General features: G+C 62.5%; 21 protein-coding genes and 9 tRNA genes. 8 read left to right on the top strand and 22 right to left on the bottom strand.

The features are described 5' to 3' along the window. Nucleotides 1-293: 293 nt before the first annotated feature. From PG897_RS09570 to pnuC, 7 genes are all read right to left on the bottom strand, one after another. Nucleotides 294-2,084, bottom strand: a complete 1,791-nt coding sequence (locus PG897_RS09570; RefSeq protein WP_043171174.1) for a hypothetical protein — start codon at nucleotides 2,082-2,084, stop codon at nucleotides 294-296. 419 nt (nucleotides 2,085-2,503) lie between these two features. Further along, the gene (locus PG897_RS09565; RefSeq protein ID WP_201881681.1) at nucleotides 2,504-4,144 is read right to left on the bottom strand and encodes an alpha,alpha-phosphotrehalase; all 1,641 of its coding nucleotides are present in this window, start codon (nucleotides 4,142-4,144) and stop codon (nucleotides 2,504-2,506) included. Nucleotides 4,145-4,342: 198 nt separating this feature from the next. Continuing rightward, nucleotides 4,343-4,744, bottom strand: a complete 402-nt coding sequence (locus tag PG897_RS09560) for a DUF1622 domain-containing protein (RefSeq protein ID WP_201881683.1) — start codon at nucleotides 4,742-4,744, stop codon at nucleotides 4,343-4,345. A 67-nt stretch (nucleotides 4,745-4,811) separates the two neighbouring features. Continuing rightward, a complete protein-coding gene (yqfB, locus tag PG897_RS09555) occupies nucleotides 4,812-5,135 on the bottom strand; it encodes a N(4)-acetylcytidine aminohydrolase (protein WP_054544317.1) in 324 nt (107 codons plus the stop codon). A gap of 39 nt (nucleotides 5,136-5,174) precedes the next feature. Then, nucleotides 5,175-5,846 (bottom strand): Crp/Fnr family transcriptional regulator, encoded by a 672-nt coding sequence (locus tag PG897_RS09550; protein ID WP_201881685.1) that lies wholly within the window; start codon nucleotides 5,844-5,846, stop codon nucleotides 5,175-5,177. Nucleotides 5,847-5,973: 127 nt separating this feature from the next. Then, nucleotides 5,974-6,699, bottom strand: a complete 726-nt coding sequence (locus PG897_RS09545; protein WP_010633218.1) for a nucleoside phosphorylase — start codon at nucleotides 6,697-6,699, stop codon at nucleotides 5,974-5,976. Further along, nucleotides 6,696-7,418: a nicotinamide riboside transporter PnuC gene (gene pnuC / locus PG897_RS09540; protein WP_010633219.1), complete on the bottom strand. Its 723-nt coding sequence runs from the start codon at nucleotides 7,416-7,418 to the stop codon at nucleotides 6,696-6,698. The genes PG897_RS09545 and pnuC overlap by 4 nt, the downstream gene beginning before the upstream one ends. 263 nt (nucleotides 7,419-7,681) lie before the next feature. Here pnuC and PG897_RS09535 point away from each other — a divergent pair, with 263 nt between their 5' ends. Beyond that, nucleotides 7,682-9,514: an SLC13 family permease gene (locus PG897_RS09535; RefSeq protein WP_017765020.1), complete on the top strand. Its 1,833-nt coding sequence runs from the start codon at nucleotides 7,682-7,684 to the stop codon at nucleotides 9,512-9,514. A gap of 243 nt (nucleotides 9,515-9,757) precedes the next feature. On the opposite strand, the gene PG897_RS09530 is transcribed toward PG897_RS09535, so the two are convergent. From PG897_RS09530 to lolB, 15 genes are all read right to left on the bottom strand, one after another. Next, nucleotides 9,758-9,841, bottom strand: a tRNA-Leu gene (locus PG897_RS09530). A gap of 8 nt (nucleotides 9,842-9,849) precedes the next feature. Continuing rightward, nucleotides 9,850-9,926: transfer RNA gene (locus PG897_RS09525), tRNA-Met, on the bottom strand. Between the two features lie 36 nt (nucleotides 9,927-9,962). Next, a tRNA-Gln gene (locus tag PG897_RS09520) sits at nucleotides 9,963-10,037 on the bottom strand. A 45-nt stretch (nucleotides 10,038-10,082) separates the two neighbouring features. After that, nucleotides 10,083-10,159 (bottom strand) — tRNA-Met (locus PG897_RS09515). 38 nt (nucleotides 10,160-10,197) lie between these two features. Continuing rightward, a tRNA-Gln gene (locus PG897_RS09510) sits at nucleotides 10,198-10,272 on the bottom strand. A 42-nt stretch (nucleotides 10,273-10,314) separates the two neighbouring features. After that, a tRNA-Gln gene (locus PG897_RS09505) sits at nucleotides 10,315-10,389 on the bottom strand. Nucleotides 10,390-10,535: 146 nt separating this feature from the next. Next, a tRNA-Gln gene (locus tag PG897_RS09500) sits at nucleotides 10,536-10,610 on the bottom strand. A gap of 8 nt (nucleotides 10,611-10,618) precedes the next feature. Beyond that, nucleotides 10,619-10,695, bottom strand: a tRNA-Met gene (locus PG897_RS09495). 235 nt (nucleotides 10,696-10,930) lie between these two features. Next, nucleotides 10,931-12,022 carry a redox-regulated ATPase YchF gene (gene ychF, locus PG897_RS09490; protein ID WP_005298458.1) on the bottom strand — a complete coding sequence of 364 codons (1,092 nt, stop codon included), beginning with the start codon at nucleotides 12,020-12,022 and terminating at the stop codon, nucleotides 10,931-10,933. 234 nt (nucleotides 12,023-12,256) lie between these two features. Then, complete coding sequence (pth, locus tag PG897_RS09485) at nucleotides 12,257-12,853, bottom strand: aminoacyl-tRNA hydrolase (protein ID WP_017765021.1); 597 nt, start codon at nucleotides 12,851-12,853, stop codon at nucleotides 12,257-12,259. 194 nt (nucleotides 12,854-13,047) lie between these two features. Next, the gene (locus PG897_RS09480; protein ID WP_201881689.1) at nucleotides 13,048-15,039 is read right to left on the bottom strand and encodes a bifunctional metallophosphatase/5'-nucleotidase; all 1,992 of its coding nucleotides are present in this window, start codon (nucleotides 15,037-15,039) and stop codon (nucleotides 13,048-13,050) included. Between the two features lie 102 nt (nucleotides 15,040-15,141). Beyond that, a complete protein-coding gene (locus tag PG897_RS09475) occupies nucleotides 15,142-16,089 on the bottom strand; it encodes a ribose-phosphate pyrophosphokinase (protein ID WP_005298464.1) in 948 nt (315 codons plus the stop codon). Between the two features lie 309 nt (nucleotides 16,090-16,398). Beyond that, nucleotides 16,399-16,473 (bottom strand) — tRNA-Gln (locus PG897_RS09470). After that, nucleotides 16,453-17,322, bottom strand: a complete 870-nt coding sequence (gene ispE / locus PG897_RS09465) for a 4-(cytidine 5'-diphospho)-2-C-methyl-D-erythritol kinase (RefSeq protein ID WP_201889469.1) — start codon at nucleotides 17,320-17,322, stop codon at nucleotides 16,453-16,455. Before ispE ends, PG897_RS09470 begins: the two co-directional genes overlap by 21 nt. A 26-nt stretch (nucleotides 17,323-17,348) precedes the next feature. Further along, the gene (lolB, locus tag PG897_RS09460) at nucleotides 17,349-17,933 is read right to left on the bottom strand and encodes a lipoprotein insertase outer membrane protein LolB (RefSeq protein WP_010633224.1); all 585 of its coding nucleotides are present in this window, start codon (nucleotides 17,931-17,933) and stop codon (nucleotides 17,349-17,351) included. A gap of 121 nt (nucleotides 17,934-18,054) precedes the next feature. On the opposite strand from lolB, the gene hemA reads away from it, so the two are divergent. The 7 genes from hemA (at nucleotide 18,055) to PG897_RS09425 (ending at nucleotide 25,119) form a co-directional block, all read left to right on the top strand. Further along, a complete protein-coding gene (hemA, locus tag PG897_RS09455) occupies nucleotides 18,055-19,314 on the top strand; it encodes a glutamyl-tRNA reductase (protein ID WP_005298470.1) in 1,260 nt (419 codons plus the stop codon). 51 nt (nucleotides 19,315-19,365) lie between these two features. Beyond that, the gene (prfA, locus tag PG897_RS09450) at nucleotides 19,366-20,454 is read left to right on the top strand and encodes a peptide chain release factor 1 (RefSeq protein ID WP_201885162.1); all 1,089 of its coding nucleotides are present in this window, start codon (nucleotides 19,366-19,368) and stop codon (nucleotides 20,452-20,454) included. Further along, the gene (gene prmC, locus PG897_RS09445) at nucleotides 20,454-21,302 is read left to right on the top strand and encodes a peptide chain release factor N(5)-glutamine methyltransferase (RefSeq protein ID WP_201885163.1); all 849 of its coding nucleotides are present in this window, start codon (nucleotides 20,454-20,456) and stop codon (nucleotides 21,300-21,302) included. Before prfA ends, prmC begins: the two co-directional genes overlap by 1 nt. A gap of 43 nt (nucleotides 21,303-21,345) precedes the next feature. Next, entirely contained in the window at nucleotides 21,346-21,729 is a 384-nt protein-coding gene (locus PG897_RS09440; protein WP_005298476.1) for a SirB2 family protein, read from the top strand. Nucleotides 21,730-21,740: 11 nt separating this feature from the next. Beyond that, nucleotides 21,741-22,541, top strand: coding sequence for a SirB1 family protein (locus tag PG897_RS09435; protein WP_201885164.1), 801 nt, complete (start codon nucleotides 21,741-21,743; stop codon nucleotides 22,539-22,541). Between the two features lie 134 nt (nucleotides 22,542-22,675). Further along, entirely contained in the window at nucleotides 22,676-23,530 is an 855-nt protein-coding gene (kdsA, locus tag PG897_RS09430) for a 3-deoxy-8-phosphooctulonate synthase (RefSeq protein WP_005298479.1), read from the top strand. Nucleotides 23,531-23,838: 308 nt separating this feature from the next. Beyond that, the gene (locus tag PG897_RS09425; RefSeq protein ID WP_201881696.1) at nucleotides 23,839-25,119 is read left to right on the top strand and encodes a dicarboxylate/amino acid:cation symporter; all 1,281 of its coding nucleotides are present in this window, start codon (nucleotides 23,839-23,841) and stop codon (nucleotides 25,117-25,119) included. Nucleotides 25,120-25,213: the final 94 nt, after the last annotated feature.

Genomic DNA, 25,213 nt, shown 5'->3' with positions numbered 1-25,213 from the left:
GGTGAAACGCTGCCAAATGGCAGAGACAAAAAGGCCGGCGATGAAGCATCTCGCCGGCCTGTGTCTCCTGTTTTCATCAGATGCGGGGCAGCCTCCCAAAGAGAGGGCATTCGCGCAGCTGATGAAGATTCAGTCGATGGGCTCCGGGCAACACTTCATCGTGTTAGTGCACGGAGCACAGCCTCCTGACCGAGCATTTGAACAGGATGTACAACATTGAAAAGCGGTCCAATAAAAATTCTGGTCGCAAAATACCCAGAATTTGCCGGTGAGTCAAATCTGCGACCCTCGCACTACTCGTGGTGCAGGGTGATGCAGTCCAGCCCGCCGCTGCCGCGCAGCAGGGCCTCCGCCTGGTTCAAGCCGTCCCGTCGGTTGCTGGCAGCCTGCCCCACGAAATAGGGGGTGAGCCCGGCCACCTCGCGCTGCAACCAGGCGGCGAACGCCTCATTGAGGGGGGTTATGCTGGCGGCATTGGTGATGTAGAAGGGCTGCTGACGGGTGCCCATGATGCCGTTCATCCAGTTCACCGGCCGTTTGCCCACGCTGAAGGCGCCCGGGGTGGCGATGGGGGTCAGGCCGGCATCGCTCAGTTGCTGATGGATAAGGGCATGGATCTTGTGCCAGCGCTCGCCCTGCTGGCGCAGGTCGGTCACGCTCTTGGCAAGTTCCTGCCGCTCGCTGTCGCTCAGGGTGGCATCGCTGGCCAGCACCTGCTCGATCAGCGCCGCGCTGGCGGCGTGATCATTGAAGAGGATGCGGCCATCGGCCAGCGGGCGCATGGCCATGTCGAGGTGGAAACCGGGCTGGGCCAGGATCACCAGATCCCGCTCGGCCACCTTGAGCTCCTGCGCCATCAGGCGCTGGCTGATGGCCATCATGGCGAGGAAGCGGCGGGTCTGGTGCGCTTGCTCGGCCCCGGTCAGCCTGGTTCGCTGATAGCCGCCGGCCTGCAACATGCGGCCAAGCCGGGTCAGGGTGGCGGTATCGGCCGTCAGCGTCTGCAGCGCATCGGTTATCTGCTCATCGCCGAAGTCGGCGTGCAGTTCGGCGGTTACCACCAGCCCTGCGTACTCCCGTTTGAGCTGGGCCAGCAGGTCGAAGGAGGCCGGCAGCGGCTGGCCGTGGATGGCGCGATAGCGCTCGGCGATGCGCTCCCCCTGTTGAGTGCTCAGAAACATGCGCTGCTCCGCCGCCTGGCGGGTCGCCCAGTTCACCTCGTACTGAGCCAGCTCGGCCTTGGCGCGCGCGGTTTTGGCAAAGGCGTGGCGCTGCGGTTCATCCAGCCCCTGTGGCAGCAGGTTGGCCGCCTCCAGCAGGATGAGGTCCACCTCGGTGTCATGGCCCTTCTGGAAGGTATGAGGGCTGCCCAGCCACTCCTCTTCGCTGAGTTGCAGCCGAAACTCGCCGTCGCGCTCCATCTTCTGCTGGCGGGTGGCGATACGCTCGCTATCCAGCCGGCTGTGGTGCAGGGTGGTTTGCAGCAGGGCGTCGCGACCGATCAGGGCATAGGGGGTACCGTCTGGGCGCTGGCCGGTCAGCATGTTGCCGCCATCGATGATGGAGAAGGTGGGGATGAGCTCGCGCCCCTGCGCCTCGGCGAAGCTGTTGGCCTGGGAGAGCATGTAATCATCCAGCCCTTGGGAATCCTGGCTGCCGAGGCTGTGGTGCCCCTCCTGCTCGGCCTCCGGGCTCTGCTCGGTGAGGGCGGTAACGAAGGCGTGGTAGCGCCCCTTGTCGGCCAGCGGCGCCTGGGGACGGAAGACGAGAGCGCCATCGCGCGACAGCCACATGTTGTCCTCGGTCCAGGCGTACATGTCAGCGTGGGTGCTGACCGAAAAGCCCTGCTCCCTGCCAATCTGCTCCAGCTCCGCCACCAGTTCCGGCTCGGTCTGGAGGGGCAGGTGGAGCTGGTGGATCCGGTTGCCCAGATCGTCCTGGGCCAGCTGGAAGCTGCGCTCGAGGGCGGGGGAGTGCTGGCCGTTGCTGAGGGCGGGATCGTCCGGGAAGATCAGAGGGGCCGCCATGGCCGAGTGGAACCAGAAGAGGCTGGAGATGGCGAGTGCCACACCGGTTTTGCGCATGATGATGTCCTGTTGTTATGGCGGGCTGGTGCCCGCAAGCCTGAACGTCGGCGTTCGGCGCCGTGCCGCACGCTTCGGATGGAAACCATAAGGAGCTCACCAAGAACCACAAGGGCGCAAATCTGAATTGACTTTTAACCCAGACTAAACCGTGTTGAATATATTCACTTGATGACAAACGAGTCTTTTTTGATGCTGCTTATTTCCAGCAAAAACAGGGTGTTGCACTATTTCAATTGTCGATAGCGAGGGAGAGTCGGATATTTCAAAGCGGTGTCGTACGAGCCGTTAAATGCGAAGTTTTTAAGTGAGTAAATCGCCGGTGCGGGTCGGCAAGGTCAGCGGGAGGGGAATAAGCAGGGGGAGGCACAGGGGCCAGCCCCCTTGACGAAGGCTGACGCCGAGCCAGGGAGTGCCCGTTACTCCCTTGCTGGCAGCAGCCAGGCCGCCGCCTGATAGGGGGCAAAGGTGGCGGTGGGCTGCCCCGGGTAGTTGCTTGTCAGCAGGGTGGCACCTGCCTCCAGCTGGTCAAAGTGCGGCATGACCAGGGGGTGGTCAGTGAGATTGGCGAGCAGCAGCAGGGTGTGTCGCTCTGCGCTCGCCGGATCTTGCCAGCAGCGGCGATAGCCGATGCGCTCCGGGTCATCCCCATCCAGAAACTCGAAGTCGCCGTGGCGAATGACCGGATGGGCCTTGCGCAGGGCGATGAGCTGGCGATAGCAGTGAAACGGCGAATCGGGTCGGGCCAGCTGCTCGGCGGCGTTGATCTCGATGTGATTGGTGTTGAGGGCAATCCAGGGGGGGGCCGTGCTGAATCCCGCGCTGGGGCCGGCATCCCACTGCATCGGGGTGCGGGCGTTGTCGCGGCCGATAGCATCGAGGCGGCGAGCGAGCTCGGCAGGGTCCAGCCCCGCCTGGCTGACGCGGTAGTTGATGGCCTCCACATCGCGCAGCTCGTCCGGCTGCCAGTGGCGGTTGGTCATGGCGAGCTCCTCACCCTGATAGATGAAGGGTGTGCCCTGCATCAGGTGCAGCACCATGGCCCACAGTTTGGCGCTGGTTTCCCGCCACTTTGGGCTGTCGTCGCCAAAACGGGAGACGGCGCGGGGCAGATCGTGGTTGCCGAGAAACAGGCTGTTCCAGCCACGCCCATGTAGCCCTTGCTGGTGGCGGGCCATGGCTCGCTTGAAGGCGAGGGGGTCGAAGCGGGATGACCACTTGTCACTGCCCAGCCCCAGATGCTCGAAGTTGAACACCATGCTGAACTCGCTGCCGTCGGGGTTCGAATAGTTCTGCATATGGGCGAGGTCGGCCGACCAGGTCTCCCCCACCGTGATGATCCCTTGGCCACCGAAGCTCTCGGCATTGAGCTCGCGGATATAGTCGTGCAGGCGCGGGCCATTGCTCATGGCAAGCCGGTCCCAATCCTTGCTCACCATGTCGATCACATCGAAGCGAAACCCTTTTACTCCTTTGCCCAGCCAGAAGTGGATCACCGCCGCCATTTCGGCGCGCACCGCCGGGTTGTCCCAGTCCAGATCGGCCTGACTGGGATCGAAGTTGTGCAGGTAGTAGCGATCCAGCGCCGGCACGTATTGCCAGCCGCTGCCGCCAAAAATCGAGGTAACCGGGTGGGCATCGACGAAGGCCTGATCGCGAAACACGTAATAGGCCTGATAGCGGGGGTCGCCTGCCAGCGCCTGCACAAACCACGCGTGCTCGGTGGCGGTGTGGTTGGCGACGATATCCATCATGATGCCGATGCCGTGGGCGGCCGCCTCGGCTATCAGCTGCTCCATCTCGGCCAGGGTGCCGAAGGCGGGGTCGATGGCGCGGTAGTCCGCCACGTCGTAGCCGTTGTCCCGCTTGGGGGAGCGATAGAGGGGGGTGAGCCACAGCATGTCGACCCCCAGGGTGGCCAGATAACCGAGGCGCTGGCGGATGCCGTTGATGTCGCCCATGCCGTCGCCGTCGCTGTCCTGAAAGCTCATGGGGTAGATCTGGTAGATGACGCAACTATCGAGGTCGATGTCGGGTGTGTGGAGAGGTCGCGGGTTCATCAGCTGGGCCGGTAGGGGGAGGAGAGTGTCTATCTTACGCAGATGAGCGGGAAGTCAACAGGGCGGTGAAAATCTTGAAAAGGGTTCCATTAGTGGCTGATTGTCAGAAGTGAGGGGAGGGTCACAACTGGGCCATCCCGAGCCACGGGGGGTCGGGATGGCACGGTACCCAGCGGGGATGCTGTGCAAGGAAGGGGGCTATTGGGGCGCCTTGACCTGTTCGCTGCGCTGTTCCTGCTGGCGCTCTGCCTTGTCTTGCTGGCGTTCCGCTTGGGCTTCCAGCTCCTTGCCGAGGAAGTAGTTCAGGAAGGTGCGGATCACCGCGATGATGGCGAGACGGATCAGCTCCTCCTTGCTCGGCGCCACCGTGGTGGCCAGGATGTCGGCGGCCAGCTGGAACTCCAGCGCCAGAATGAGCCAGCTGCCGAAACAGAGCCGGATATGGGGAAAGCCGGGCTCGTGAGCCCGCACCCGCGCCGCCAGCCAGAGGGTCTTGCCCAGCCCTATCACCACGCAGGTGATGGAGATGATCTCCAGCAGCAGCTGGAACAGCTCGACCCCGTGCATCATGCCCTCTCGCAGGCTCGCTATCTCAAACACTCGGGTCACCTCTCTGATTCAAAAGAGGACACTATTAACACATCGCTCGGCAAAGGCCAAATCTGGCTCAGGCAAGCAGTTTGAATTCAATGACATAGAGCGGCGGCAGGGTGGGGTAGATGTCACGGATCACCTGTTTGAGCTCAGGCAGGGTCATGTTCTCCTGGCGGGCGTGCTCGTCATTCAGTTCATCGAAGGCGACAGCCTTGACCGACAGCACCTCTATGGTGCCAAAGGGCTGGTGCTCCGGGTTGGTGAACAGGGCCAGACGTTGGCCGGGTTGCCAGTTGGCCTCGCTCTCGTCGCGGATGGTGATGGTCTTGCGGCCGGCCTGGATGTCGGCGACAAAGCGGCTGAAGAAGGTGAACTCGGGGTAGTTTGAGACGGACATGTTTGAAACAGGCATGGGGACTCCGATGGTAAAGGAAGGTCAAAGTTCGAGATAGGCGCGCAGCCTGGCCAAATCGGCGATGACGGGGCCGTCGGGGCCATCGGCGACGATACCCTGTTCGATCAGCTCCTTGAGGGCACGCCGGTAGACCCGCTCCGTGGTGCCGAAGCGCGCCGCCTCGTGGGCCCGCTTGCGCGAACCCAGCATGGGGGTGCGCTGGCGCTCGCGCCACAGCTCGAAGGCGATGTTGTAGGCGATGGGGTGCAGCAGCCGGCTGGTGGTGATGTCCAGGGTATCCAGATAGTCGCTGGCGAGCGCCGCGGCGAAGAAGAGGGTCAGCTCGGGCTCGGCCAGCAGCCGCTTGGCCAGCTTGTCGGCGCAGATGACGTCGGCGTCCAGCTCGGTCTCGGCCACCACGCTCCACTGCACCGGGGTGGCGCTGAAGAACTCCATCTCGCCGAAGATCTGCTGGTGGCACTCGATTTCGCCGAGTTGAAACAGCCGCCCCGAGTGCACCGCACTGTTGAGGGAGATGCGACCCTGGGCCACCAGATAGAGGTGCTCGCACTGCTCCCCCTGGCGCATGATGGGTTCGCCCGGCAGGTAGCGGCGAGAATGGAGGGTGCAGGCCGTCAGCGCCGCGGCAAAGCGCGGTTCGAGAGCGGCAAGCTCGGCGTGAAAGCGACCGAGGGGGTAGGGTTGTTGCTGCATGGGGAAGGCCCGGCTTGACGAGGGTCATGAGGCTAGCAAGGGCGGGGGCTGGATGCCAGCGCTGGTGCCCCCGAATGTGCCGGGCGTAACGTTTTGCCGGGGCCTTTGCGGCCCCGGCAGACCCGCTCTATTGGGTCAGGGCGTGGAGGGCCGCGGCGATGGCCAGCTGCTCGCCGGTCATCATGGCGGCTTCGCTGGCTGCGTAGTCGCTCACCCCCGCTTGCACGTCCTGCTCGAAGGCCACCACGTTGCAGAGCACGGCGGCCACCCGCACCTTGCGCAGGCGCCCGACGGCGAGCAGGGAGGCGCTCTCCATGTCCGCCCCGAGCACACCGCGGGCGTGCCAGTAGCGACACACCTCCTGCTCGTCATCCCGGTAGAAGCTGTCGTGGGAGCGCACCAGCCCGTGCCAGTGAGGCTGGCCACTGGCGCCGAGATGGGCGAGCAGAGCGGCCTGCAGGCGGATGTCGGCGCAGGCGGGGTACTCGGGCGGCAGATAGGCCTGCGAGGCGCCTTCGCTGCGCACCGCCCCCTCCACCACGATAAGATCCCCCAGCGCGATCTCATGCTGCAGGGCGCCGGCGGAGCCGACCCGGATGAGGGCGCGGGCACCCGCCTGCACCAGCTCCTCCAACGCGATGACGGCGGAGGCGCCGCCGATACCGGTGCTGCACACCGTAATGGGTAGCCCCTGATAGCGGCCGTTGATCAGGCGAAATTCCCGGTGCTGGCCCAGCACGTCACACTCATCGAGCTGGCTGGCGATGCGGTCGACCCGGGCCGGGTCGCCGCACAGCACCACCCGTTCGGCGATCTGATCCGGGCGGCATTGCAGATGGGGTAGTAGGCTCATGCGATGACTTCCTGTTGCGGACGTTTGGCGCTGACCATCCACAGGCGAGTGCCGTTGGCGGCGATGAACAGCAGGATCAGGTACTCAAGGGACATGGCATAGACCCCCTGGGCAGCGTAGACGCCGATGCTGATGATGTTGATGACCACCCAGAGGATCCAGTTCTCCACGTACTTGCGGGTCATCAGGATCTGGGCCACCACGGAGAGCACCGTCATGCTGGCATCCCAGAAGGGGAAGGCATCGGGGGAGGGCTCTGGCGTGGCGAGGTTGGCGCCAAACAGGTTGAGCAGGGCGACCGAGGTGCGTGCCAGGGCGGCGAAGACCGGGTCGATATAGAGGGTCAGCAGGGCGATGGCCAGCACGCTCACGGCGGCGGTGGCGACGAGCTTGGACTTGCTGAGCCAGCGGATCTGCAGGGTATCCCCCTGGGCATTGGCCGGGCGGGTCCAGGCGTACCAGCCATAGAGGTTGGCGCAGAAGAAGAACAGCTGCAGCAGCAACAGGCCGTAGAGCTGGATCTGGAAGAAGATGATGGCGAACAGGCTGACGTTGATGAGCCCGAACAGGTAGTTGATGGTCTTCTCCTGGCTGGCGCACCAGATGCAGGCCAGCCCGAACAGGGTGCCGACGGCTTCGATCCACGACATGGCGTAGCCACCGCCCAGCGGTATGGTCACCAGGGTGTGATTGATGCTGAACCACTCGAATATGCTCATTTTCATTTCCTTGGAAAATAGGGGGGAGTGAACCGGGCCTATTCTAGGGGCGGCGTGGGGGTCTTTGCAGGACTTTTGTCCGTGCAGGGCCGAGCCACCTCAAAGAATGGACAAACCGCAAGCAACTTTAGGCCCCCGATGACACCCTGATATGCGATGATGCCCTGCCCTTTATTGACATGTCACAAAATGGGGATGAATGGGCTGTGGTCTGATGGAATCCCCCCGCTGCGGTCGGGGGGTGTTGAACGAAAGGAGCGAGCGTGAATTCCGAGCTGGTCTGGGTCCTCTGCATGCTGGTGGGCGCCATTTATCTGTTTGTGAGCAACAGGGTCCGCATGGACGTGGTTGCCTTGCTGATCATCATCTTGTTCGTGCTGAGCGGCACCCTGACCCTGCCACAGGCGCTGGCGGGGTTCAGCGATCCCAACGTCATCCTGATCGCCGCCCTGTTCGTGGTGGGGGAGGGGCTGGTGCGCACCGGCATCGCCTATCAGGTGGGGGATGCGCTGGTGAAGGTAGCCGGCAGCAGCGAGACCCGATTGCTGGTGCTGCTGATGGTGGCGGTCGCCCTGCTGGGGGCCGTGATGAGCAGCACAGGGGTGGTGGCCATCTTCATCCCTGTGGTGCTGAGCGTGGCGAACCGGATGGGGATCCCGGCCGGCCGGCTGATGATGCCGCTCGGTTTTGCCGGCCTCATCAGCGGCATGATGACCCTGGTGGCGACGCCGCCCAACATGGTGGTCAACAGCGAGCTGATGCGCCACGACATCCACGGCTTCGGCTTCTTTGGTTTCACCCCCATGGGGGTCATCATCCTGGGGATGGGGATCCTCTACATGCTGCTGATGCGCACCTCTCTGGTACGTAGCGAGGAGGAGGGCAAGCACAAGCAGAGTGGGCGCAGCACCATGCGCGATCTCATTCGTGACTATCGGCTGGCCGGGCGGGCGCGCCGGCTGGCGTTGCGGCCCGATTCCCCCCTGATCGGCCAGACCTTGGACGAGCTGCAACTGAGGGCCCGCTACGGGGCCAATGTCATCGGGGTGGAGCGCTGGCGCAAGTTCCGGCGGGTGATGGTGACCGTCTCCGGCGTCACCGAGTTCCAGGCCAAGGATGTGCTGCTCATCGACATGTCCGACCCCGATGCGGACGTGCGGGAGTTCTGCAGCGAGGCGCGGCTCGAACCCATGATCCTGCGCGGGGAGTATTTTTCCGATCAGGCGCGGGAGGTGGGCATGGCGGAGGTGTCGCTCATCCCCGAATCCCGTCTGCTCGGCAAGAGCATCCGCGAGGTGGCGTTTCGCTCCCACTACGGCCTCAACGTGGTGGGGATCCGCCGCGCCGGCGAGGCGCTTGGCGGCAAGCTGGTAGACGAGGCGCTGCAGATGGGGGATACCCTGCTGGTGGTGGGCAACTGGAGCCTGATCCGCCTGCTGCAGACCCACAGCCGCGACTTCCTCTTGCTGGGGCTGCCGGCCGAAGTGGACGAGATGGCGCCGGCCCGCAGTCAGGCCATTCACGCCCTGATCGCGCTCGGGGTCATGATAGTGCTGATGGTGACCGATCCCGTGCCCAACGTGATAGCGGCGCTGATCGCCTGCCTGCTGATGGGCAAGTTTCGCTGCATCGACATGGAGAGCGCCTACAAGTCCATCCACTGGCCGACCCTGATCCTCATCGTCGGCATGCTGCCCTTTGCGCTCGCGCTGCAAAAGACCGGCGGGGTGGATCTCATCGTCGGCGCACTGATCTCGGCGGTGGGGGAAATGGGGCCGCGGGTGATGCTGGCCAGTCTGTTCGCCCTGTGCGCCGTCATCGGGCTGTTCATCTCCAACACCGCGACGGCGGTACTGATGGCCCCGATCGCGCTCGGCACGGCCCAACAGATGGGGGTCTCGCCCTATCCGTTTGCCATGACCATCGCCATCGCCGCCTCGGCGGCCTTCATGACGCCGGTCTCCTCGCCGGTCAACACCCTGGTGCTGGGCCCAGGCAACTACAAGTTCGTGGACTTCGTGCGCATCGGCGTGCCCTTTACGGCGCTGGTGATGGTGGTGAGCGTCATCGCCATCCCCTGGTTCTTCCCGTTCTGACGACGCACATGACATGGCGGCCTGCGGGCCGCCTTTTTATTGCCCGCAGTAATCTGACATGAAAAGGACGGCATAAAACGGGAGCGGGGCATGAGCGTCGTCGCAGAGGAGAGCACAAGGCCCAGCCGCTGATACATGGGAGGGGTTGTAGAGGTGCAATGGCATGGAGAGGGGAAGAGAAAAGTGGCAAACGCCGGATACAAAAAAACCAGCCTGAGCTGGTCTGTTTGGTACTGCTTTCGATGGTGCGGAAGGAGAGACTCGAACTCTCACGCCTAGGGCGCCAGAACCTAAATCTGGTGCGTCTACCAATTTCGCCACTTCCGCAAGAGTAATGGTGGCTATGACGGGATTCGAACCTGTGACCCCCGCATTATGAGTGCGATGCTCTAACCAACTGAGCTACATAGCCGTCTTGTGCACGACTTTCGTCGAATACAAGTAAAAATGGCTGGGGTACTAGGATTCGAACCTAGGGATGGCGAGATCAAAACCCGCTGCCTTACCGCTTGGCGATACCCCAACAGTGTTCTTTGCAATCAGATGATTGCAGGAACGTTCTTCAAAATGGTGGCTATGACGGGATTCGAACCTGTGACCCCCGCATTATGAGTGCGATGCTCTAACCAACTGAGCTACATAGCCGTTTGTTGTCAACCACTGGGTGGAAGAGAACAGAATAATGGCTGGGGTACTAGGATTCGAACCTAGGGATGGCGAGATCAAAACCCGCTGCCTTACCGCTTGGCGATACCCCAACAGCAATGTCTGACAGAGACTATCAAACATCTTTTTAAGAATGGCTGGGGTACTAGGATTCGAACCTAGGGATGGCGAGATCAAAACCCGCTGCCTTACCGCTTGGCGATACCCCAACAGCAATGTCTGACAGAGTCTATCAAACATCTTTTAACAATGGCCGGGATACCAGGATTTGAACCTGGACACATTGACGAGTTCAACACCCATCACTGCTTCCCTTGACCTGTCACCGGCACCTTGATACCGATAACTGAAATAATGGCTGGGGTACTAGGATTCGAACCTAGGAATGGCGAGATCAAAACCCGCTGCCTTACCGCTTGGCGATACCCCAACTAGAGATGGTGGCTATGACGGGATTCGAACCTGTGACCCCCGCATTATGAGTGCGATGCTCTAACCAACTGAGCTACATAGCCAACCTTGCTTCCAGTGCCTCGTTGCCTCGTCACTGTGCGGGCCGAATTATGCGTATCTGGCTCTGGGGCGTCAACCCTTTTTTTGTCTGAAAAAACGAATCTGAGTGCGTTTGGCGAGTTATTGGTCGCTGTCGCGCAAAAGCCCAACAATCTGGTTTTTTTTACGACATATCCGGCAGATAGGTGCTTGGGCCAGATAAAAAAAGAGGCCAGCAAATGCTGGCCTCTCATGGGATTAGACGTTGAACAGGAAGTTCATGATATCGCCATCCTTGACGATGTAATCCTTCCCTTCGGCGCGCATCTTGCCCGCTTCCTTGGCGCCTTGCTCACCCTTGTAGGCGATAAAGTCTTCGAAGGCGATGGTTTGGGCACGAATAAAGCCTTTTTCGAAGTCGGTGTGGATCTTGCCCGCGGCCTGCGGGGCGGTGGCGCCCACCGGAATGGTCCAGGCACGCACTTCCTTCACGCCGGCGGTGAAGTAGGTCTGCAGCTTGAGCAGCTCGTAACCGGAGCGGATCACCCGGTTCAGGCCCGGCTCTTCGATGCCCAGATCCGCCATGAACTCGGCGCGATCTTCGTCATCCAGCTCGGCGATGTCCGCTTCGATGGCGCAGCAGACCACCACCACGACGGCGTTCTCGGCGGCGGCGATTTCACGCACCTGATCCAGGTAGGGGTTGTTCTCGAAGCCATCTTCCGCCACGTTGGCGATGTACATGGTGGGCTTGAGGGTCAGGAAGTTGAGGTGGCTGACGGCGGCCAGCTCGTCCTTGTCCAGCTTCATGCCGCGGATCATCTGGCCGTCTTCCAGTGCCACCTTGATCTTCTCCAGCACTTCCACTTCCAGCTTGGCATCCTTGTCGCCGCCCTTGGCGCGCTTGGACTGGCGGTTGATGGCGCGCTCGCAGGCATCCAGATCGGAGAGGGCCAGCTCGGTGTTGATCACCTCGATGTCGTCAGCCGGGGAGACCTTGCCTGCCACGTGAACGATGTTCTCGTCCTCGAAGCAGCGCACCACGTGACCGATGGCCTCGGTTTCACGGATGTTGGCCAGGAACTGGTTGCCGAGGCCCTCGCCCTTGGAGGCACCGGCCACCAGGCCGGCGATGTCCACGAATTCCATGGTGGTCGGCACAACGCGCTGCGGATTGATGATGGCCGCCAGCTGGTCGAGGCGGGGATCCGGCATCGGTACCACGCCGGTGTTCGGCTCGATGGTGCAGAACGGGAAGTTGGCGGCTTCGATGCCGGCCTTGGTCAGCGCGTTGAACAGGGTGGATTTGCCTACATTGGGCAGGCCCACGATACCGCATTTAAAACCCATGGATTGTTACCTTACGTGATGGATGCTGTGTGAGGGCCGCAGAACCTGTCCATGCTCTTACTGCGAGGCCGTGATCAAGGCTCATGTGCTGCTCGGAATCCTCACGTATGACTATACGCTCCGGTTCCTGCGCTGCGCTTCACCTTGCTGACGACCTCTCGTCACAGTGCGTGGACAGGTTCTTGGGCGACCCTGTCATATTGTGCGAGCCTGACGCGTGTCAGGCATCTCTATTCAGACTTTCTCGGCCTTGAAGCTGTGCAGGCGGTTCATGGCCTTGGTCATGTCCTGCTTGAACAGAATGTCGGTGGCGCGCAGGGATTCGTCCAGCGCGGCGTCGATCAGGCTCTGCTCGCTGCTGGGCGCCTTGGTCAGCACGAAACCGGCGACCAGCTCCTTGGCGCCCGGGTGACCTATCCCCAGCCGCAGCCGGAAGAAATTGTTGTTGTTGCCCATCTTGGCAATGATGTCCTTGAGGCCGTTGTGGCCGCCGTGCCCACCGCCCTGCTTGAATTTGGCGATGCCGGGGGGCAGGTCCAGCTCATCGTGGGCCACCAGCATGGCTTCCGGCTCGATCTGGTAGAAGCGGGCCAGCGCGGCCACCGCCTTGCCGGAGAGGTTCATGTAGGTGTTCGGGATGAGCAGGCGCACATCCTGGCCATCTACCTGGATGCGGGCGGTGTGGCCGAAGAACTTGGGCTCTTCGCGCAGGCTGACATTGTGCCAGCGTGCCAGTTGCTCCACATACCAGGCGCCCGCGTTGTGGCGAGTCTTGGCATATTCCGGGCCGGGATTGCCCAGCCCCACGATCAGTTTGATTTGGCTTGTCACGCTTGATTTCTTCACTCGCTGCTTGCAATGGGCCGACTGCCCAGGGCAATGGGACGCAATATTCTAGCCGCCGACTGGCGATCACTCAACCAAAGCTCGGCCAGTGCCGGGGAAAAGCGGGGAACCGGTGGCCAACGGCAGCAAAACGGGCCCCAGTGCGGGGCCCGTTTTGTGGCTTGCCGGCGGGGGCCGGGTTACTGCGCGGCACGCACCAGGGTGACCGTCTCTTCGTCCAGGGCGGTCAGGGTCGGGCGCTGTTCGCGTACATATTGCACGAAGGAGGCGGCGTCGGTGCCGCAATCCACGCCGCTCGCCTTGCAGTCAAGCTGATGGCCGGCGGCATAGCGGGCGCTGAGCTGATCGCCGCGCTGCTCCACCCGCTCGACCGGGAAGCCGGTCAGCTTGCCATCCTGCCAGGCGAGATCCAGCCGCTCGGCTTGCTGCGCCTGGGCGCGGGCCAGCGCCTGCCAGCCATCGTTGCCGTTGGCGCTGTAGGCATTCATCACCACCCGATAGCGCTGGCTGTCCACCAGATCCTGCCACTGGCCGTCGGCATTCTGCCACTGCAACTGGGTCAGGGCGCCGCCCTTGCCCGGGGTGGTCTCGGTGAAGGTGTAGCGCAGGTGGCCGCCGTAGGGGAACTTGCCGGCGTGGGCGCTGGCGGGCAGGGTGGCGGTGATGGTCTCGGTCAAGAGGGCGCGCACGTCGGCGCCGGTCAGGGTCAGCACCGAGAGCTGGTTCTTGAACGGCAGCAGGGTGAGCGCGGCATCCCCTTCGCGCAGCTCGCCGGCCGGCAGATCGGCGCGCACGCCGCCCACCGCCAGCAGGGCGAAGTGGACCGGACCGCCGGTCAGCGCCTGCACCGCCGGGGTATTGGCCCAGTAGTACTGCCCTTCGGCCACCAGGGGGGCGACGTCGGAGCCGTGGCTGTCGCTGCCGTTGTCGCCGGGGCGGCGGGCATTTTGCAGGGCGGCCGGGATGGTGGCGATGACGGGGCCGAACGCCTGCTCCAGAGCGGGCTTGTAGTGGCTGTCGATGATGCCGCGCAGGCGCGGGTCTTCATCCACGGTCACCAGGTTGGGCTGAGCGTCGATGAACTTGCCGGCCTGCTTGCTGCGGGTCTCATCCAGTGCCTGCTTGCGGGCGGGATCGGCGAAGAAGTCGCGGCTGGCCAGCAGCTGGTTCTGACCCTGACAGGCGATGACCCTGCCCTGGGCGTCGAAACTGACCCGGGCCAGCCCGATGGCCTGGGCATAGGAGCCGGCCTGTACCACGCAGGTCATGCCGACCCCGTCCGGGTTGGTGACAAGCGCCGCGTACTCGCCGGTGTTGCCCCAGCCGATGTTGCGAAAATCGCCGAGCAGGCTGTGGGAGTGACCGCCGACGATGGCGTCGATGCCGTTCACCTTGGCCGCCAGCGCCAGATCCCGCTGGTTGCCGATGTGGGTGAGCGCCACTATGTGGTCGATGCCGTGCTGGCGCAGCAGATCCACCGTGGCCTGGGCCGAGGTGACTTCATTGCCGAACCGCAGCTTGCCGACGTTGGGGGAGATGTTGGCCATGTCCTCCAGCACCAGCCCCATCACGGCGACCAGCTGCTTGCCCTGGGGCAGGTTGTTGATGTCGGTGACCGGGCTCTTCTGGTTGCCGTCGAAGGCGTAGATGACGAACGGCTTGAGGTTGGCGGCGTGGCGCAGATCCGGGTCGTCGCGGGTATCCAGGTTGGCGGCCAGCACCGGGAAGTTGACCCCCTTGATGAAGCGGGCCAGCTTCTGGTTGTCGAGATCGAATTCGTGGTTGCCCAGCGCCATGGCGTCGAGGCCGAACTGGCTCAGCAGCTCGGCGTTGGCCATCCCCTCGTTGAGCTTGAAGTAGCCGCTGCCCTGCCAGGCATCGCCGCCGTGCAGCAGCAGGAGCGGCTGGTTCTTGGCCAGCGCGTCGGCCTGGAAGGATTTCGCCATGGTGAGCAGGCGCGGATAGCCGCCGAAGCGGGTGTAGAGGGTGTCGGTTTCCCCCTGCTCGCCAAAGAGAGGCCCCTTCAGATCGGCGTTGACCGGGTCAAACTGGGAGTGGGTGTCGTTCATATGAGCCAGAGTCAGCACGAAAGGCTGGTTTTCATTGTTGGGCTGACAGGCGAACAGGAAGCTGCAGAAGGCGAGGAGCAGCAGCGGGCGCAAGCGATTCATGGAACAATCCTTAATCTGCGACGGGGCAGGGCAATACCGGGTGTAACTGGGACTAGAAAGACAAAAACCGCCAGCTGGCGGTTTTTGTCACAACAGGGTCTATCAATGCTCAAACATGGCAGAGATGGACTCTTCGTTGCTGATGCGGCGAATGGCTTCGGCCAGCACGGAAGAGAGCGTCAGCTGCTTGACCTTGTCGACCGCCTTCATCTCCGCGGTGAGCGGGATGGAGTCGGTGATGATCAGCTCGTCGATCACGGAGTTCTTGATGTTCTCCACGGCGGAACCGGAGAAGACCGGGTGAGTGGCGTAGGCGAATACACGCTTGGCGCCGCGCTCTTTCAGGGCTTCTGCGGCTTTGCACAGGGTGCCGCCGGTGTCGATCATGTCGTCGACGATGATGCAGTCGCGGCCGGCCACGTCACCGATCAGGTGCATGACCTGGGAGACGTTCGGGCGGGGACGACGCTTGTCGATGATGGCGATGTCGGTATCGTCCAGCAGCTTGGCGATGGCACGGGCACGTACCACGCCGCCGATGTCCGGCGACACGACCACGGGGGATTCGAGGTTCTTGGACTTCATGTCTTCCAGCAGCACCGGGCTGCCGAACACGTTGTCGACCGGGACGTCGAAGAAGCCCTGGATTTGCTCGGCATGCAGGTCAACGGTCAGCACGCGATCCACACCGACGCTGGAGAGGAAGTCGGCGACGACCTTGGCGGTGATGGGAACACGGGCGGAGCGGACGCGGCGGTCCTGACGGGCATAGCCAAAGTAGGGAATTACGGCAGTGATACGGCCAGCTGAAGCACGACGCAGAGCATCCACCATCACGATCAATTCCATCAAATTGTCGTTGGTCGGGGCACAGGTGGATTGAATGATGAAGATATCGCCACCACGTACATTCTCGTTGATCTGTACGCTGATCTCGCCGTCGCTAAAGCGACCTACGGCAGCATTGCCGAGTTTGATAAACAGGCGATCTGCGATCTTCTGGGCTAGTTCCGGCGTTGCGTTACCAGCAAACAGCTTCATGTCAGGCACGGTTTGAAACCTCGGGGTTGCATCCAGTATGTGGGGAGTCTGATTAGACCCTTATCGTTTGGGGGCAAACGATTTATCAAGTTGACGGGTCAGACCACTATAGGCTGCTTTCAGGTCAGGTGCCCACGTTACATGCGGCAAGCCGGTTGAGCGTCGTGCTGGTCGACCCCCCGTCATCCATGATGACCAGTGACCTTCCCGAAGACGACAGGGTAACGATGGGTGCTGCAACCGGCGAGGGGGAGTGTGCACTCCCGGCAAGACTGCTGCGGCAGGTGAATCGATATACCCTGTTCGATGTTCAGGAGATGGCTGGGGTACTAGGATTCGAACCTAGGAATGGCGAGATCAAAACCCGCTGCCTTACCGCTTGGCGATACCCCAATCACTGACTTGTTGCAATGTAGCGAAGAGTGGTGATATGTTCTCGCCCTTGGCGACAAATCCATCCCACTCTCTCGGCACTTTTGCCAACACTTCCCGAGCAGCCACTTCGTCTTCAAACTGAGCAAAGACGCAGGCTCCTGTGCCCGTCATTCTTGACGGCGCGTATTCTAGCAACCAGCCGAGCGCATTGGCAACCTCGGGGTGGCGCTTTTTCACCAGCAATTCGCAATCGTTTTTCCACTCCCCTTCCAGCAGATTGTGCAATGCCATTTTCGGGGTATCTCTGGGCAGGTCCGGATCCTGGAACACGGCGGCGGTCGCTACATGGCAATCGGGCTTGAGCACCAGATACCAGGCGCTCGGCAACTCGACCGGCTGCAGCCGCTCACCGACCCCCTCGGCAAAGGCGGCCTTGCCGCGCACGAACACCGGCACGTCGGCGCCCAGCTGCACGCCGAGCTCGGCCAGCTCGTCTTCGCTCAGGCCGGCCTGCCAGAGGTGGTTGAGGGCCACTAACGTGGTGGCGGCGTCCGATGAACCACCGCCGATGCCGCCGCCCATGGGTAAGACTTTTTCCAGCCGGATATGCGCGCCCTGTGGGCTCGGCAGTTTTGCCTGCAGCAGGCGGGCGGCGCGGATGATGAGGTTCTGTTCATCGGGCACGCCGGGAATGGCCGGGCTCAGGGTGAGCCTGTCGCTGGCCGGGATCACCTCGAACTCGAGCCAGTCGCCGTGGTTGAGGAAGATGAACAGGGTCTGCAGCTCGTGGTAGCCGTCCGGGCGACGGCTGTTGACGTGCAAAAAGAGATTGAGTTTGGCCGGAGCCGGCCAGCGCATGGCGCTCATGGGGGAGTCCTTGTCGATGGCCGCCATCAGCGGGTGATGGTCCACTGGTTGATCTGCAGCTTGAGGCGGCTGCCCTGGCCGGTCATGGTGAGCAGGTGCGGCAGGCGATAGCCGTCCTGATCCCGGTAGTCGCCATAGACGATCTGCCACTGACCGTCACGCACGCTGGCCAGACTGCGGTCGGGGTTGAGTTCGAACTCGGCCTCGCCCGGCAAGCCCTTGATCCACGCCGGCAGTCCGGCCACCGGAATGTTCCAGCCGGTGAGCTGATAGACGAGCGCCTCGGCATCCTGGCTCTGGTGCGGGTTGCCCTCGTTGTCGATCAGGGTGATCTCGCCCTTGCTGCGGGAGAGCTCCAGGATGTGGGTGCCGATCAGGCTGGTGAGGTTGAGGCGATAGTCGTCGCCATCCTGCTGCCAGTTGACCCGGGCGCTGCCCTTCTGCTGGGCGGTGATGATGGCCATCTTGCCAGACAGCTGCCAATGGGTCAGTTGCTCGAGCCGGGTACGCTCCTGCTGCCAGTTGACCTGATCGCGCTGGGGTTGGGTAGTGGCGCAACCGGCCAGCAACAGCAGGCAGCCAAGGGTGAAAAGACGCAACAACAAGGTCATGCTCCGGAAAAGGTGATTTGGCACAGTATACGGGGGGGCCGTATCGCTTTTAAAGACTTACCCTTTCTCGTACAATTGGCAGCCTTTACTCCCTGCGCACAGATACGATCCACGCCCACTCATGAGTTTGCTTGCCCTCGGAATCAACCACAACACCGCCAGTGTCGCCTTGCGGGAGCGGGTCGCCTTCGGCCCGGACTGCATCGATCGCGCCTTGCGTGAGCTGGTCGCCCAACCCGGTGTAAGCGAGGCGGTGATCGTCTCGACCTGCAACCGCACCGAGCTTTACTGCAGCCTGGAGCAGGGGCAGGGCGAGCAGGTGTTGCAGTGGCTGCAGCGGTTTCACGACCTGGATGCGGCCGAGGTGGTCTCCGCCATCTATCGGCATCAGGACGAGGAGGCGGTCCGCCATTTGATGCGGGTGGCCTGCGGGCTCGACTCCCTGGTGCTGGGAGAGCCGCAGATCCTGGGGCAGATCAAGCAATCCTATGCCCATGCCCAGCAATCCGAGGCGGTGAAGGGGGCGCTGGAGCGTTTGTTCCAGAAATCCTTCTCGGTGGCCAAGCGGGTGCGCACCGATACCGAGATCGGCGCCAGCGCCGTGTCGGTGGCCTTTGCCGCGGTGAGCCTGGGGCGGCGGATCTTCTCCGATCTCTCCCAGACCAAGGTGCTGCTGGTCGGCGCCGGCGAGACCATCGAACTGGTGGCCCGCCACCTGCGCGAGCAGAACGTCACCCAGATGATGGTGGCCAACCGCACCCTGCAGCGGGCCCAGCTGTTGGCCGAGGAGTTCGGCGCCCAGGTGATGACGCTCGAAGAGATCCCCGATTACCTGCACGAGGCGGACATCGTCATCAGCTCCACCGCGAGCCCCTTGCCCATCATCGGCAAGGGCATGGTGGAGCGGGCGCTCAAGGCTCGCCGCTTCAGGCCCATGTTCCTGGTGGACATCGCCGTGCCCCGCGACATCGAGGCGGAGGTGGACGAGCTCTCGGACGCCTATCTCTACACGGTGGACGACCTGCAGGGCATCATCGAGCAGAACCTCGAGACCCGCAAACGGGCCGCCGCCGAGGCTGAGCTCATCGTGCAGGAAGAGCGCGATGACTTCATGGGCTGGTATCGCAGCCTCCACTCGGTGGATCTCATCCGCGATTACCGCCACCAGTCCCAGCAGGTGGCCGATGAAGAGCTGCAGCGCGCCCTGCTGGCTCTGCAGCAGGGCGAGCCTGCCGAGCAGGCGCTCAAGGCGCTGGCCCACCGCCTCACCAACAAGTTGATCCACGCACCGACCCAGGCCCTGCGCCAGGCCGCCGCCCAGGGGGATCACCACCAGCTGGCCCAGTTGCGCCAGGTGTTGGGGTTGTCACAAGAGTCATAGTTTGGGGGCGATCACCCGGTCGTCCCGTCCTCCATCGAGAACACAAGATTTATGAACCCGTCACTGATCAGAAAGCTGGAAGGCCTCATCGAGCGCCACGAAGAAGTACAGGCCATGCTCGGCGAGCCGGACGTGGCCGCGGATCAGGATCGCTATCGCGCCCTGACCCGGGAATATGCCCAGCTGGAAGATATCGTTCACGCTTTCCAGCAATTCCGCCAGGCCGAAGAGAACCTGGACGCCACCCGCCAGATGCTGGAAGAGGAGGATGCCGACCTGCGCGAGATGGCGCAGGAGGAGCTGCCGCTGGCCAAGGCGACCTTCGAGGAGCAGCAGCAGGCGCTGCAGGTAATGCTGTTGCCGCGCGACCCCAAGGATGACAACAACTGCTATCTGGAGATCCGCGCCGGCGCCGGTGGTGACGAGGCGGCGATCTTTGCGGGCGATCTGTTTCGCATGTATTCGCGCTACGCCGAGCGCCAGGGCTGGCGCGTCTCCATCGTCAGCTGCAACGACGGCGAGCATGGCGGCTACAAGGAGGTGATCGCCAAGGTGGAGGGCGAGCACGTCTACGGCCGCCTCAAGTTTGAATCCGGTGGTCACCGGGTACAGCGGGTGCCGGAAACCGAATCCCAGGGCCGGGTGCACACCTCCGCCTGTACCGTCGCCGTGCTGCCGGAAGTGCCGGAAGCCGAGCAGATCGAGATCAACCCCTCGGATCTGAAGATCGACACCTTCCGCGCCTCCGGGGCCGGTGGCCAGCACGTCAACAAGACCGACTCCGCCATCCGCATCACCCACCTGCCCACCGGCCTGGTGGTGGAGTGTCAGGACGAGCGCTCCCAGCACAAGAACCGCGCCAAGGCGATGTCGGTACTCTCCGCCCGTCTGCAGGCGGCCGAGGATGAGCGCCACCGCGCCGCCGAGCAGAGCACCCGCCGCAACCTGGTAGGGTCGGGGGATCGCTCCGAGCGTATCCGCACCTACAACTACCCGCAGGGGCGCCTCTCCGAGCACCGCATCAACCTCACCCTCTACCGCCTCGGCGAGATCATGGAAGGGGACCTGGACTGCGTCATCAACCCGATGATCCAGGAGTACCAGGCCGATCAGCTCGCCTCCCTGGCCGAGAGCAACTGATGCAGATCCAGCAGGCTCGCGCCCACATCATGGCGACCCTGGCAGGGGGGGAATCCCCCCGCGCCGATGCCGATGCGTTGCTCTGCCATCTGCTGGAGTGCCGGCGCAGCTACCTGATGACCTGGCCGGAGCGCGAGCTAAATGCCGCCCAGCAGGCGACCCTGCAGGGCTGGCTCGAACGCCGTCTCTATGGCGAACCCATCGCCCACCTGATTGGCGAGCGGGAGTTCTGGTCGCTGCCGCTCAAGGTGAGCCCCGCCACCCTGATCCCGCGCCCCGACACCGAGGTGCTGGTCGAGCAGGCGCTGGCGCGGCTGCCAGCAGGCCCCTGCGCCGTGCTGGATCTGGGCACCGGCACCGGCGCCATCGCACTGGCGCTCAAGTCGGAGCGACCGGATGCCGATGTATGGGCGGTAGACAGAATGCCGGCAGCGGCAGCCCTGGCCCGTGCCAACAGCGCCGCCCTTGGTCTGCCCATCGAGGTGCGCGACGGCAGCTGGTTCGAACCGCTGGTCGAGCCCTCGCCAAGCCAGGCGCCGCGCTTTGCGATGATCGTCTCCAACCCGCCCTACATCGACGGGGCAGATCCGCACCTCGACGAGGGGGACGTGCGCTTCGAGCCCCGCTCCGCCCTGGTGGCGGACGAGCAGGGGCTGGCGGATATCCGGCTGATCGTGGCGGGCGCGCCGGCCCATCTGCTGCCGGGCGGCTGGCTGTTGCTGGAGCATGGCTGGCAGCAGGGGGAGGCGGTGCGTCAACTCCTGCTGCAACAGGGCTACCTTCAGGTGGAAACCGTGCGCGATTACGGCGATAACGAGCGGGTGACCCTGGGGCGGCTGGCTCAGTGATGATGACGGGCAGGCCGGGCCTGCCTCTGTTCAAGGACACGTTATGTATTTTGCTATCAAACATCTGCACCTGCTGCTGATAGGCTTGGCGGTGCTGATGTTCATGTTGCGCTTCTATTGGCTGCAGACCGGCTCGAGCCGCGCCGCCAGCGCCCGTACCCTCAAGATGAGCGGCTGGCTCAACGGCCTGGTGGTGCTCTCAGGCGTGCTGCTGTGCATGGTGCTGGATCTCAATCCGCTCAACAACGCCACCCCCTGGCTCAGCGAGAAGCTGACCGCCATCCTGGTGGTGGCTTTTCTGGCCATGATGGCACTGCGCCTGGCCCGCAGTAACGGCATCCGCTGGTTTGCGTTTCTGGGAGCCCTCGGCTGGCTCTTCTTCATCGCCAAGCTGGCCGTCTACAAGCAGGCCAGCCTGTTCGGTTAAGGATGATGACGATGATACGCGTAGACGAATGGACCGATTTCGAAGCCCATGACATCGCCGAGCTGGCGCTGTCGGTGAGCGACGAGATCCATGGCATCAGCGGCCGCGGGACGGCTGAGCTGGCCCGGCTCGACGCCTGGCTGGACGAGGCCATCGAGGAAGGGGATTGCGACCAGGTGCGCCGTCAGCTGCTACAGGGCTTCTACCAGACCTTAGGGTTTCACGGCGACTGGCAGGACTACTTCTCGGTGGCCAACTGCGATCTGTCCCAGGTCCTGGCCCGCAAGCAGGGCATTCCGGTCAGCCTTGGCATCCTCATCATCCAGCTGGGGCGCAAGCTCGGGCTGGACGTGGAGGGGATCTGCTTCCCCGGCCACTTCCTGGTGAGCTTCGCCGGCAGCGAGGGAGAGGTTTATGTAGACCCCTTCACCGGCGACGAGTTGAGCCTGCACCACATCGAGCTGCTGCTGCGCGGTGCCCTCGGCAACCTGGCCACCCTCACCTCGGATCACCTGCAACCTGCCGGTCAGTGGGAGATCATCGAGCGGCTGCTCAACGTGAGCAAGGGTGCCCTGCTGCGGGAAGACCGGATGACAGAGGCGCTGCGTTGCAGCGAACTGCTGCTGCGGATGAAGCCCGGTGACCCGCTGGAGACGCGGGATCGCGGCTTCATCTACGAGCAGCTCGACTGCCCGCGCTTTGCCGCCGACGATTTTGAATACTTTATTGAACAGTGCCCGGACGATCCGGTGGCCGACGTGCTGAAAGCCCAGCTGGCCGCCCTGGATCTGAGCCCCAAGCCCCTCCACTGAGGGGCGGGCAACGGCCCCGCTGCATGCGAGGCCTGGGAGATGCAATAGACGAGTATCGAGGCCATGCTGCCCTGGGCAGCGCGGCCGGATGTGGATTCAAGCCCTGCAAGCCCTTTTACCTAAGGAAGCCTGAGATGGAACAGAAGAATATCAAGGTCAATGGCATCGACGTCGCCAACGACAAACCGTTCGTGTTGTTCGGTGGCATGAACGTGCTGGAATCGCGCGACATGGCGATGGCCGTGTGCGAGAAGTACGTGGAAGTGACCTCCAAGCTGGGTATCCCGTTCGTATTCAAGGCGAGCTGGGACAAGGCCAACCGCTCCTCCATCCACTCCTACCGCGGTCCGGGTCTGGAAGAGGGGATGAAGATCTTCCAGGAGCTGAAAGCGACCTTCGGCATGCCGGTCATCTCCGATCTGCACGAGCCCCATCAGGCCAAACCGGTGGCCGAGGTGGTCGATGTCATCCAGCTGCCCGCTTTCCTGGCGCGCCAGACCGACCTGGTGGAGGCCATGGCCCGCACCGGCAACGTCATCAACATCAAGAAGCCGCAGTTCCTGAGCCCAAGCCAGATGAAGAACATCACCGACAAGTTCGAGGAGTGCGGTAACGATCGCCTTATCCTGTGCGAGCGCGGCGTCAACTTCGGTTATGACAACCTGGTGGTGGACATGCTGGGGCTGGGGGTGATGAAGAAGAGCACCGGCGGCTACCCGGTCATCTTCGACGTGACCCACTCCCTGCAGTGCCGTGACCCCATGGGCGCCGCCTCCGGCGGTCGTCGCGAGCAGGTGGCCGAGCTGGCTCGTGCCGGCATGGCGGTCGGTCTGGCCGGTCTGTTCATCGAATCCCACCCGGACCCCAAGGTGGCCCGTTGCGACGGCCCGAGCGCGTTGCCGCTGGAGAAGCTGGAAGGCTTCCTCAAGCAGATGAAGGCCATCGACGATCTGGTCAAGGGCTTCGAGCCGCTCGATACTTCCATCTGAACCTGGCCCACGCTGGCCCCATAAAAATGCCCCGCACTGCGGGGCATTTTTGTTTTCGCGCTGTTTTTATTTCCTGGGCCAGCATAAATCAATCGCGGAATAAATACATCCTGGTTGCCATGGTGTTAATGTTGTTAAATCCGTTGTGTGATTGATGTCTATTAATTGCTTCTTTCAACATGTGAAAGTAGCCCCTGTTGTGATGAGGGAACGGCACGAACCGGGCGAGATAATTCATATTTCGTCACGGCTTGCTGCATGCGTATTTCTGCCATGACACATCTCATTAAACTGACAGGACGTTAAGAATGCAGAAAAAAATAGTCAGCAGCCTGTATTTTCAGGTGTTGTTAGCGATCACCCTCGGAGTCATCCTGGGACATATATATCCCGACCTCGGAGCGGACATGAAACCGCTTGGGGATGGTTTCGTCAAATTAATCAAAATGATCATCGCCCCGGTTATATTCTGCACCGTGGTGACCGGCATTGCCGGCATGGAGAGCATGAAAGCGGTGGGTAAAACCGGCGCCATCGCGCTGCTCTATTTTGAAGTGGTCAGCACCATCGCCCTCATCATCGGGCTGTGCGTGGTCAACCTGCTGCAACCGGGGGCGGGCATGAACGTCGACCCCGCTACGCTGGACGCCAGCGCCATCTCTGCCTACGCCGAACAGGCCAAGGCACAGGGCATCATCCCCTTCCTGCTGGACGTGATCCCGGGCAGCGTGATCGGTGCCTTCGCCAGCGGCAACATTCTGCAGGTGCTGTTATTTGCAGTGCTGTTCGGCTTCTCTCTACACCATATCGGCGAGAAGGGAAAGGTGATATTCAATGTCATCGACAGCTTCTCCCAGGTTATTTTCGGGATCATCAACATGATCATGCGGCTGGCGCCGGTTGGGGCATTTGGTGCCATGGCATTTACCATCGGTAAATATGGTATCGGCTCGCTGGTTCAGCTCGGACAATTAATAGCCTGCTTCTACATGACCTGCCTGCTGTTTATTTTCCTGGTGCTGGGCAGTATTGCCAGAGCGAATGGTTTCAGCATCCTGCGTTTTATTTCCTATATCCGGGAAGAGCTGCTGATCGTGCTTGGTACATCCTCTTCTGAATCTGTATTGCCGCGCATGCTGGTCAAGATGGAGGCGCTCGGTTGCAAGAAGTCGGTGGTGGGACTGGTGATCCCGACCGGTTATTCCTTCAACCTGGACGGTACCTCCATCTATCTGACCATGGCGGCCATCTTCATCGCTCAGGCCACCAATACCCCGCTCGATCTGTTCCAGCAGGTCACCCTGCTGGTGGTGCTGCTCATCTCCTCGAAGGGGGCGGCCGGGGTGACCGGCAGCGGCTTCATCGTGCTGGCGGCCACCATCTCGGCGGTGGGCCACCTGCCGCTGGCCGGGCTGGCGTTGATCCTCGGCATCGATCGCTTCATGTCGGAGGCCCGCGCCCTGACCAACCTCATCGGCAACGGGGTGGCAACCCTAGTGGTGGCCCGTTACTGCGATCAGCTTGACGAGCAGCAGATGCACGAGGCGCTGAACAACCCGCCGCTGGCGGTCAAGGTGGATCAGCATTGAACCACCGATACCTGCGCCGTGCGCTGCCAGCCTGTCGAGCACGGGCAGCCAACGGGGGTGGGTGAATTCAAGCCATAAAAAAACGGCCCGTTTG

The organism is Aeromonas sp. QDB20 (assembly GCF_027707805.1).
Classification (GTDB): Bacteria; Pseudomonadota; Gammaproteobacteria; order Enterobacterales; family Aeromonadaceae; genus Aeromonas; species Aeromonas dhakensis.
Note: the sequence above shows the minus strand (reverse complement) of the source record. Positions and strands in the feature narration are given on the sequence as shown.

Excerpts from the sequence above, each read along its gene's own strand:
- PG897_RS09570 (WP_043171174.1), bottom strand. The coding sequence starts at position 2,084 with ATGCGCAAAACCGGTGTGGCACTCGCCATCTCCAGCCTCTTCTGGTTC.
- PG897_RS09565 (WP_201881681.1), bottom strand. The coding sequence starts at position 4,144 with ATGAACCCGCGACCTCTCCACACACCCGACATCGACCTCGATAGTTGC.
- yqfB (WP_054544317.1), bottom strand. The coding sequence starts at position 5,135 with ATGTCCGTCTCAAACTACCCCGAGTTCACCTTCTTCAGCCGCTTTGTC.
- PG897_RS09550 (WP_201881685.1), bottom strand. The coding sequence starts at position 5,846 with ATGCAGCAACAACCCTACCCCCTCGGTCGCTTTCACGCCGAGCTTGCC.
- PG897_RS09545 (WP_010633218.1), bottom strand. The coding sequence starts at position 6,699 with ATGAGCCTACTACCCCATCTGCAATGCCGCCCGGATCAGATCGCCGAA.
- pnuC (WP_010633219.1), bottom strand. The coding sequence starts at position 7,418 with ATGAGCATATTCGAGTGGTTCAGCATCAATCACACCCTGGTGACCATA.
- ychF (WP_005298458.1), bottom strand. The coding sequence starts at position 12,022 with ATGGGTTTTAAATGCGGTATCGTGGGCCTGCCCAATGTAGGCAAATCC.
- PG897_RS09480 (WP_201881689.1), bottom strand. The coding sequence starts at position 15,039 with ATGAATCGCTTGCGCCCGCTGCTGCTCCTCGCCTTCTGCAGCTTCCTG.
- ispE (WP_201889469.1), bottom strand. The coding sequence starts at position 17,322 with ATGAGCGCCATGCGCTGGCCGGCTCCGGCCAAACTCAATCTCTTTTTG.
- lolB (WP_010633224.1), bottom strand. The coding sequence starts at position 17,933 with ATGACCTTGTTGTTGCGTCTTTTCACCCTTGGCTGCCTGCTGTTGCTG.
- hemA (WP_005298470.1), top strand. The coding sequence starts at position 18,055 with ATGAGTTTGCTTGCCCTCGGAATCAACCACAACACCGCCAGTGTCGCC.
- prfA (WP_201885162.1), top strand. The coding sequence starts at position 19,366 with ATGAACCCGTCACTGATCAGAAAGCTGGAAGGCCTCATCGAGCGCCAC.
- prmC (WP_201885163.1), top strand. The coding sequence starts at position 20,454 with ATGCAGATCCAGCAGGCTCGCGCCCACATCATGGCGACCCTGGCAGGG.
- PG897_RS09440 (WP_005298476.1), top strand. The coding sequence starts at position 21,346 with ATGTATTTTGCTATCAAACATCTGCACCTGCTGCTGATAGGCTTGGCG.
- PG897_RS09435 (WP_201885164.1), top strand. The coding sequence starts at position 21,741 with ATGATACGCGTAGACGAATGGACCGATTTCGAAGCCCATGACATCGCC.
- kdsA (WP_005298479.1), top strand. The coding sequence starts at position 22,676 with ATGGAACAGAAGAATATCAAGGTCAATGGCATCGACGTCGCCAACGAC.
- PG897_RS09425 (WP_201881696.1), top strand. The coding sequence starts at position 23,839 with ATGCAGAAAAAAATAGTCAGCAGCCTGTATTTTCAGGTGTTGTTAGCG.